The sequence below is a fragment of the Nodularia sp. UHCC 0506 genome, assembly GCF_034931045.1.
GTDB lineage: Bacteria > Cyanobacteriota > Cyanobacteriia > Cyanobacteriales > Nostocaceae > Nodularia.
This window is the reverse complement of sequence record NZ_JAYGHH010000070.1, coordinates 1-8,574: the sequence shown is the minus strand read 5'-3', so window position 1 is coordinate 8,574 and position 8,574 is coordinate 1. Positions and strand designations below refer to the sequence as shown.

The following is an 8,574-nucleotide window of genomic DNA, read 5'->3' as shown; positions in this document are numbered from 1 at the left end:
GGCGAAGCCTTGCACTTACTGTTGGGTTTATCAGTCTCAAACCTTTGATTTATCTGGGTGTTACATTTATTCAGCAAGCCCTAACTACTGGATTCCCTCTACAGTGTTGTATCGTTTGGCAGTTCATCAAAAATACCACTAAATACCAAAAAACCTGGTACGGGTTGACCAGGTTTTTATAGGTTTACAGTTTTGCAATTGTTAAACTTGTTAATTATTTGAAAGTTCAAAAACTAGGGTTTACAGAGCATCTTACAACATCAGCTATCTCACTGTTTCCGTTTAAGGATTTGGCTCTGACCAAAAAAATTTGGTTTTTTGCCACTTAATTCATCTGCTGATACTTGTTTGGGTTGATGACAGGGGACACACAGTCATTTACCCATTGGGGTTAGTTTTTTATATTGTGTCCTACTTTTTAAGTTAGCACTAATTTAGTAATATTCAAATCATAATTTACTAAAGTTGATGTTTTGTTTCAGTTTGCAATAAAATATATAACCTCATCCCCAAGCCCGAATTATGAGAGGACAGGAATTTTTCAAAGTCCCCAGATTTGGGGGCTTGAGGGGGCAAAATAGGTACAAACAAGGCTAAATTGGAACTGAATTTGCTGACTGGTTAAATAGCAAATCTCGTGATTTTTCGATATCAAGTTCCTGATTTTTGAATGCTTCTGCTTTGGCGTAAGCGCGAATAGTCGCCGGACGAGCCTGAATTGTTTTAAACCACTTCTGCACGTGAGGAAAATCTTCTAGTTTCTGGCTTTGGCTTTCATGGGGGACAATCCAAGGATATGCAGCAATATCTGCTATGGAATAATCGCCAGCCACAAATTCTCTATCTGCTAGGCGCTGATTTAGCACTGCATATAAGCGTCCTGTCTCTTTGACATAACGGTTAATGGCGTACTCAATTTTTTCGGGAGCGTATTTGCTAAAGTGATGGTTTTGTCCGGCCATTGGCCCAAGTCCCCCCATTTGCCAGAATAACCACTGGAGGACTTCAACGCGATCGCGCAGATTTTCTGGAAGCAATTTTCCGGTTTTTTCAGCTAAATATAGCAAAATAGCCCCAGATTCAAATACGGAAATTGAGCCATTCTGAGTTACAGGTTCATGGTCAACAATTGCTGGGATGCGATTATTAGGAGAAATCTGGAGAAATTCCGGCTGAAATTGTTCTCCAGTCCCAATATTTACCGGAATAATTGTGTATGGTAGTCCAACTTCTTCCAGGAACATAGTAATTTTATGTCCATTGGGGGTTGTCCAATAGTAAAGTTCAATCATCGGTTTATTAATTGCGAATTAGTATGACTTTAATCTTGATATGAATTCCCTATTTTACCCACAGACACGTTATGAGATAATGGCAAACGTCCTGGGTTTAGGCGTGGTTCTGCTGCATAACCTACAGGTACTAAAACAGCAATCGCTAAATCAGAATCATCTGCACCAATTATTTCCTTAACTTGTGCCTCAACCCAGCCATTCATAAAGCAGGTGGACAACCCTAAACTTTCTGCGGCTAATACTAAATGGGTAGCAGCAATCATGGCATTTTTTATGGCATATTCCCGGCGTTTATCTCCCAAACCGGCTTGAAATTGGGGAATAGAACTTTTAAAGTAGTTTACTGTGCCTTCGTTCCAAGCTTCATTTGCGATCGCTTGTTCATAAACTGGGGTTAAATCTCCCTCCCCGGCGTTGGGATCAGCCGCAAAAACAAAGGTAACTGGGGCTTGAATAATTTGTTGTTGATTCCACGCAGCAGCTGCTAATTCTGCCTTTTGTGCCTGATCTTGAACAAGAACAATTTGCCAGTCCTGGATATTAAAACTGCTGGGCGCAGCTATTGTTAATTCTACCAGTTGCTGAAGCAATTCTGGGGCAATGGGGTCTGTTTTAAAAGTTTTGATGGAACGACGCTGGATAATGGCGTTAGGTACGTCTAAAGGTTTAATTTGGGTGGTAGGATTCACGAGATTCTCCTGATAATTACGATGTTAGATTTCAAAGTACTCAACATTCAGCACAGCTACTGACTCTACGCTATCATTGTTGAATGTGCTGCCCTAAAGTTTGAGCTAAGGTAGTTTTTAACACTGCGCCCACGACAATATCAACTTGTCTTCCCCCCTTAAATACCATCAGCGTGGGAATGCTACGAATACCGTAATGACTAGCAACAGTGGGGTTTTGATCTGTGTTCAGTTTGACCACCTTTACCTGTCCTGCATATTCGCCAGCAACTTCATCCACAACTGGAGTCACCATCCGACAAGGACCACACCAAGGGGCCCAAAAGTCTACTAAGACAGGAATTTCACTTTCCAGGACTTCTTGTTTAAATGTGGCTTCTGTGACATTTATAACGGATGACATAATTGCCTCCTGATTTAATTCAATTGTTCGATTTTATCGAATAAACAAAATATAGGGCATTTAAAGCGATAATGCAACAATGAAATTTTTATATCATCCAGACCGAAAAGATATTTCCCTACCAGGAGTGCTGTATGCGTTGGGCGATCCAGTGCGGCTAGAGATTGTGCGATTGTTGTCCACTCAGGGAGAACAGTGTTGCGCGGGGTTTGATTTTGCGATCGCCAAGTCAACTATGTCCAATCACTTTAAAATTTTACGAGAGTCAGGAGTTGTGTTAACTCGTAAAGAAGGTACACAACATATCAATAGATTACGGCAAGAAGATTTGGAAGCACTATTTCCAGGGTTACTGGATGCGGTGTTAAAGTCAGCACCACCTTTTATGGTGCATCAACCGTCAACTGTGAATAGTCATTAGCTAGAGTCGAAAATGACCAATGATTATTGACTAATGACTCCGCGTAGCGAATTAATATTGCTGCTTTCTTGCATCAGGGGTATTTTCACCGTAAAAGTCGATCCTTGAGATTGCCCCAAACTGGCTGCGGAAATGATCCCACCGTGGAGTTCGACTAAATGGCGTACAATTGCCAATCCTAAACCCAAGCCTCCATGCGATCGCGTTGTGGTACTATCCGCTTGTCGGAAACGATCAAAAACTTTAGGTAAGAATTCTGGCTTAATACCAATACCTGTATCAATTATTTGGATTTGAGCATAGGCAGATTTAGAGAACCGTAGGGGAGCAGAACTAGAGGAAAGTTTCACTTTTTCACCAGGAAATAACTCACCTTCTACTTGTGATTCTATAGTATGAGCCAGCACTTCTACCTTTCCACCTTCAGGAGTAAACTTTATCGCATTAGTGAGTAAATTCCAGACAATTTGTTGCAACCGGGCTGGATCTCCACAAACTGAGTTGAGAGAAGTATCGAGAATAGTATTTAATTTAATATTTTTTGTTTCTGCCAAAGGTTGCACAGACTCTAAAGCTGTCTCAATCACAGAAATTAAATTCACGACAGTTAAATGTAGTTGTAACTCACCGCGAATAATTCGCGACACATCTAAGATATCCTCAATCAGTTTCATTTGAGAGGTCGCATTACGTTCAATCGCATCCAAAGCCCGCGCTGTGGATTTTTCGTCAAGTTTCTTCGCACGCAGGATTTTTGACCAACCTAACATCGAAGTCAAGGGTGTACGGAGTTCATGGGAAAGCACCGCCAAAAACTCATCTTTCATCCGGTTTGTGGCTTCTGCTTCCTCTCTAGCAGTCTGTTCTCGAATGACTTGGGCGCGAACTTCTTCAGCTTGTTTGCGTTCGGTAATATTTTCTAGAGTCCCGACATAACCAACTAATTCGCCTTGACTAGAAAACATTGGTGAAGAACGAACCTGAACCCAAGGTTGACTACCATCAGGCTTGTGAAAGCGGAATTCTGCCGAATATTCTTTACCTTCACAAATATAAGCAGACCAACTAGCGATCGCTTGTTCTTTGTCTGCGGGATGCACACATTCTAACCATTGCCTTTCTAAACTAGTTGTTAAACTACAACCACAAATTTCTCGATAATAAGGATTTGTATATTTACAGTTTCCTGCGGTATCAGCCTCAAAAATTCCAATCGGGGAACAGGTACTCAGTGAACGGAACCTTTCTTCACTTTGCTTTAATTCTGCATTAATAGCTGTGAGTTCGCCTGCTTGTCGCTGGATTGCTTGTGTTTTCTGAAACAGTTCGACAAACACCGTAACTTTAGATAGCAATACATCCGTATTTATAGGTTTCAGCAGATAATCAACAGCACCCAAAGAATAACCTTTAAACAGCATTTGATCGCTCGTACTAAATGCCGTCAAAAAGATAATCGGAGTATGGCGCGATCGCCCCCGACTGCGAATCAGGGTAGCAGTTTCAAAACCATCAATCCCCGGCATTTGCACATCTAGTAAAATTACTGCAAAATCTTGATGCAACAAACACCTTAAAGCTGCTTCTCCAGAAGTGGCTTTGACTAAGTTTTGTCCTAGTCTTTCTAAAGGACATCGCCATTACCAATCAATTCCATAATACTTTGAGCTTGTACCGGGTCATCTTCGATAATTAACAGGTTTCTCACCTTGCGTTCAATAAAACCTTTAATGTCAGTTAATGCTTGATTTAAATCCTCTGGAGATATAGGCTTTTGTAAGTAAGTAATTGCTCCTAACTGTAACCCCCGTTGTTTTCTATCATCTACAGAAAGAATGTGTACAGGAATGTGTCTGGTTTCTGAGTCACGTTTTAAACAGTTTAGTATTGTCCAGCCGTCCATATCTGGCATATGGATATCTAAGGTAATAGCATCAGGTTTGAACTGCTGTGCTAAAGCTAAAGCAACTTTACTTTGTAATGCCACAATCACCTTAAAGCCCTGTTGATGAGCGATTTCTAGAAAGATGCGGGCAAATTTATCATCATCTTCCACAATTAGTAATACGCGATCGCCCGGCTGAATTTTTTCACGATCATCTATAATTTCATCCGGCTGATTAGTAATCCGTTTATCTAATGGGGTTGTAGATAGACTCAATGAAGGTGAAACTTTTTCAGTAGTGATTTGCCCAGTACCTGAATAAGTTTGGGGTAGGTAAAGAGTAAAAGTACTTCCCTGACCTACTTGGCTAGATAACTCAATTTTCCCCCCTAAAAGTTGAGCTAGTTCACGACTGATTGATAAGCCTAAACCTGTTCCCCCATACTTGCGGCTGGTTGTGCCATCTGCTTGCTGAAACGCTTCAAAAATAATTTTCTGTTTATCTTCTGGAATGCCAATACCTGTATCACTAACGGCAAAAGTAATCATGGGAATATCATTTTCTTCAACATCCTCAATTATCCCAATTTGTAATTTTACTCCTCCTGTCTCAGTAAACTTAAAAGCATTAGCCAGTAGATTTTTTAGTATTTGCTGTAAACGTTTAGGATCATTAAAAATGACATTTGGTAATTTGTCTTCTAATTCAACTGTAAAATTAATATTTTTATCATGGGCAAATTGCCAGAAACTTCTATTTATTGATGTTTGCAAATCTATAAAGCTAATTTGCTCAATTTCTACTGAGATATTTCCCGATTCAATTTTTGCTAAATCTAAAATATCATTAATTAACTCCAACAAATCCGTTCCCGCAGAGTAAATTGTCTGGCTGTATTCTACTTGCTTGTCAGTCAAATGACCTTCGGAATTATCTGCCAATAATCTGGCTAAAATCAACAAACTATTTAATGGCGTTCGCAATTCATGAGACATATTCGCTAAAAACTCTGACTTATATTTAGAAGATAAAGCCAACTGTTCCGCTTTTTCTTCCAAAGACTTTCTCGCTCCTTCAACCTCCTTATTTTTGCGAGCAACTTCTCGATTTTGTATCTCTAATAATTCGGCTTTTTCTTCTAATTCTTCATTTAGTTGCTGTAGTTCTTCATTAGACTGCTTTAATTCTTCCTGTTGTTGCTTCAAAAGCAATTGCGATTTTTCTAACTCCTGTGTTTGCAGTTCTAAACGTTGGTTAGTTTGCTTTAATTCTTCTTGCTGAACTTGTAATTCCTCTGTTAGAGTTTGAGACTCATCCAATAAAAGCTGAGTTTGATTATTGGCAGCAATATTATTTATAAATACGCCCACTATTTCGCTGAGTTGTTCTAAAAATTTTAAATGCAAATTACTAAATTTCTGCAAAGAAGCTAGTTCCATCACAGCAGTTACGTCTGATTCAAATAATATAGGCAATACAATAATATTTAATGGCACAGATGCACCTAAACCAGAACAAATGTGAATATAATCATTAGGTACTTCAGTTAATAAGATGCTTTGTTTTTCTAAAGCACATTGACCTACCAATCCTTCCCCCAAGCGAAACTGATTGGCTAAATGTTTACGTTCTTGATAAGCATAGCTACTCAAAAGTTTTAATATAGGCTGATGTTCAGCCTTATCCATTAAATAAAAAACTCCTTGTTGTGCGTTAACTAATGGCGCAATATTTGACAAAATCATCCGAGAAACATTTTCTAAACTGCTTTGCCCTTGGAGCATTTGGGTAAAACGAGCTAAATTAGAATTGAACCAATTTTGCTCATCATTGTTTTTAGTGATGTTTTGTAAATTAGCAATCATCTGATTAAAAGTTCGCGTCAGAATACCAATTTCATCCAAGCGATCGCTATGTGGTAAATTGACAGATAAATTACCATCGGCAATATTCTCTGCCGCCTCAGAAAGTTTTGTAAGTGGCACTGATATATGGCGAGTTAATACGAATCCAATTACAGCTAAAATAATAGAAATCAGAGGAATACTATAAGTAATACTATTTATAGTTCTTTGAGCCGCTATATCTGCTTGATGAGAACGTTTTCGTAACAATATATTTTCTTCATTTTGCATTTCCTTAATAATTGCTTGGATTTCATCCATCAAATTCTTACCTTCATCTGTGAGCATAGCTTGTTGAGCCATTTCCCAGCCTTGATTTTCTCGAATATTAATTAATTTATTCATCACAGCCATTCTTTCATTGATTAGTAAACGCAATCTATCAATTTGTCGCTGTTGATAAATATTATTTGCCGCTAATATCTCCAGTTGTTTAAAGGTTTTATCTATAATTTCTACAGCATTCCTATAAGGTTGCAGATAACGCTGTTCTCCGGTAATAATATAACCCCTTTGTCCAGTTTCAGCATATATCAGTTGAGAGCCGAGTGCTTCCAGTTGATTTCGCACCTGATATGTAAGTTCTTCTTTTCGCGAAGTTGCGATAAGTTCATTAGTACTTTGATAAGAGATGAAACCAATAGTAAATAGAATTGCTAAACTCACAGCAAAACCCATGCCGATTTTAGTTCCAATCTTCAAACGATTAAACATTTAGGTTATTTTTTGTGTCCTTTGCACAGATATTTACAGCTTTGCGCCTAATGTATTCTATATTCCCCAAACTCCACTTTGGCAGTTATTCACAAAACAACTCAAAAACTAACTGTTTTCTTGTTTATAACCCATCCAGCAACTATTTGCTAAATTTACGTTTGAACAGGCAATTTCTGTTTCTTCTGATCAATTTATAATTGATTCAGTTTTTTCTATACAGCTTGATATTAGGTAAGTAGGTAGACAGAAAAAATAAACTATATAAAGTTAAACACGCTGGAAATCTTCACCAGTTAACTTGAGTTACGCCCACTTACTTATTACCTCTTAAAGTGTAATCCTCATACTCAAGTCCAACCATTTCGACTGAGTAATTGGCGCACTACTAGATATATAGTCAACCCCAGTCTCAGCAACAGCGCGAATCGTCTCCAAAGTCACATTTCCTGAAGCCTCAATCTTCACCCTACTATCCTGCTGACGAATCAACAGCACCGCCTGACGCATCATATCCACAGGCATATTATCCAACATAATAATATCCGCTTGATGCTCTAACGCTGTTTTCACCTGCTCCAAACTTTCCGTCTCCACCTCAATAGTCATAGGAAAAGGAGTTCGAGAACGAATCTGGGTAATAGCTTCTGCAATACCCCCAGCCACTGCAATATGATTATCCTTAATCATCACCGCATCATCCAAACCCATTCGGTGATTCATCGCCCCACCTACCACCGTTGCGTACTTCTCCAACAGTCTCAGCCCAGGCGTACTCTTGCGCGTATCCACCAACTGAGCAGGTAAATCCGCTATTTGCTCTACATATATATGTGTGAGCGTAGAAATTCCACTCAAACCCATAGCCAAATTCAGCGCCACCCGTTCCCCCATCAGCAACGCATCAAGGGAACCATGAATTTCTGCTATTACCTGTCCCGGCTCACATTTTGTACCGTCAGCCACCACAGCCTCAAAACTAACTTTCTCATTTAAAATCTCAAACACCCTAGCTGCAACAGGTAAGCCAGCAATTATTCCTGGTGCTTTAGCCACCCATTTAGCTGTTCCTGCTTTGATATCTTCCGATAATAGGCTATTTGTAGTGCGATCGCCCCGACCAATATCTTCCAGCAACCAGCCACGCAGTAAAGGATCTAGAACTACCCAAGGCGGCAAAACACCAAATTTGCTCACGATTTAATTACTATATTTTTAATTTCCAAGAATACTATATCCTAAAATCCCTACCCCCATAAGGC

The 8,574-nt window shown here is 39.3% G+C and carries 6 protein-coding genes and 1 pseudogene; 1 reads left to right on the top strand and 6 read right to left on the bottom strand.

The window, feature by feature from the left end:
- Positions 1-593 precede the first annotated feature (593 nt).
- The 3 genes from VB654_RS23750 to trxA all read right to left on the bottom strand — a co-directional run bounded on the left by VB654_RS23750 (position 594) and on the right by trxA (position 2,387).
- The gene (locus VB654_RS23750) at positions 594-1,292 is read right to left on the bottom strand and encodes a glutathione binding-like protein (RefSeq protein WP_323216300.1); all 699 of its coding nucleotides are present in this window, start codon (positions 1,290-1,292) and stop codon (positions 594-596) included.
- A 29-nt stretch (positions 1,293-1,321) separates the two neighbouring features.
- Positions 1,322-1,984, bottom strand: coding sequence for a nitroreductase family protein (locus VB654_RS23745; RefSeq protein ID WP_323216299.1), 663 nt, complete (start codon positions 1,982-1,984; stop codon positions 1,322-1,324).
- Between the two features lie 73 nt (positions 1,985-2,057).
- A complete protein-coding gene (gene trxA / locus VB654_RS23740) occupies positions 2,058-2,387 on the bottom strand; it encodes a thioredoxin (RefSeq protein ID WP_323216298.1) in 330 nt (109 codons plus the stop codon).
- 79 nt (positions 2,388-2,466) lie between these two features.
- Here trxA and VB654_RS23735 point away from each other — a divergent pair, with 79 nt between their 5' ends.
- Positions 2,467-2,808 carry a metalloregulator ArsR/SmtB family transcription factor gene (locus VB654_RS23735; RefSeq protein WP_323216297.1) on the top strand — a complete coding sequence of 114 codons (342 nt, stop codon included), beginning with the start codon at positions 2,467-2,469 and terminating at the stop codon, positions 2,806-2,808.
- 62 nt (positions 2,809-2,870) lie between these two features.
- Here the strand turns inward: VB654_RS23735 and VB654_RS23730 are convergent.
- The 3 genes and pseudogenes from VB654_RS23730 to nadC all read right to left on the bottom strand — a co-directional run.
- Positions 2,871-4,436 (bottom strand): annotated as a pseudogene (locus tag VB654_RS23730) (ATP-binding protein); the annotation flags it as partial.
- Complete coding sequence (locus VB654_RS23725; protein WP_323216295.1) at positions 4,433-7,312, bottom strand: CHASE3 domain-containing protein; 2,880 nt, start codon at positions 7,310-7,312, stop codon at positions 4,433-4,435. The gene VB654_RS23725 and the pseudogene VB654_RS23730, both read right to left, overlap by 4 nt.
- 330 nt (positions 7,313-7,642) lie before the next feature.
- Positions 7,643-8,509 (bottom strand): carboxylating nicotinate-nucleotide diphosphorylase, encoded by an 867-nt coding sequence (gene nadC, locus VB654_RS23720; protein WP_323216294.1) that lies wholly within the window; start codon positions 8,507-8,509, stop codon positions 7,643-7,645.
- Positions 8,510-8,574: the final 65 nt, after the last annotated feature.

What these genes read in the sequence shown, in the direction of transcription:
- VB654_RS23750 (WP_323216300.1), bottom strand. Translation starts at nt 1,292, where the DNA reads ATGATTGAACTTTACTATTGGACAACCCCCAATGGACATAAAATTACT.
- trxA (WP_323216298.1), bottom strand. Translation starts at nt 2,387, where the DNA reads ATGTCATCCGTTATAAATGTCACAGAAGCCACATTTAAACAAGAAGTC.
- VB654_RS23735 (WP_323216297.1), top strand. Translation starts at nt 2,467, where the DNA reads ATGAAATTTTTATATCATCCAGACCGAAAAGATATTTCCCTACCAGGA.
- VB654_RS23725 (WP_323216295.1), bottom strand. Translation starts at nt 7,312, where the DNA reads ATGTTTAATCGTTTGAAGATTGGAACTAAAATCGGCATGGGTTTTGCT.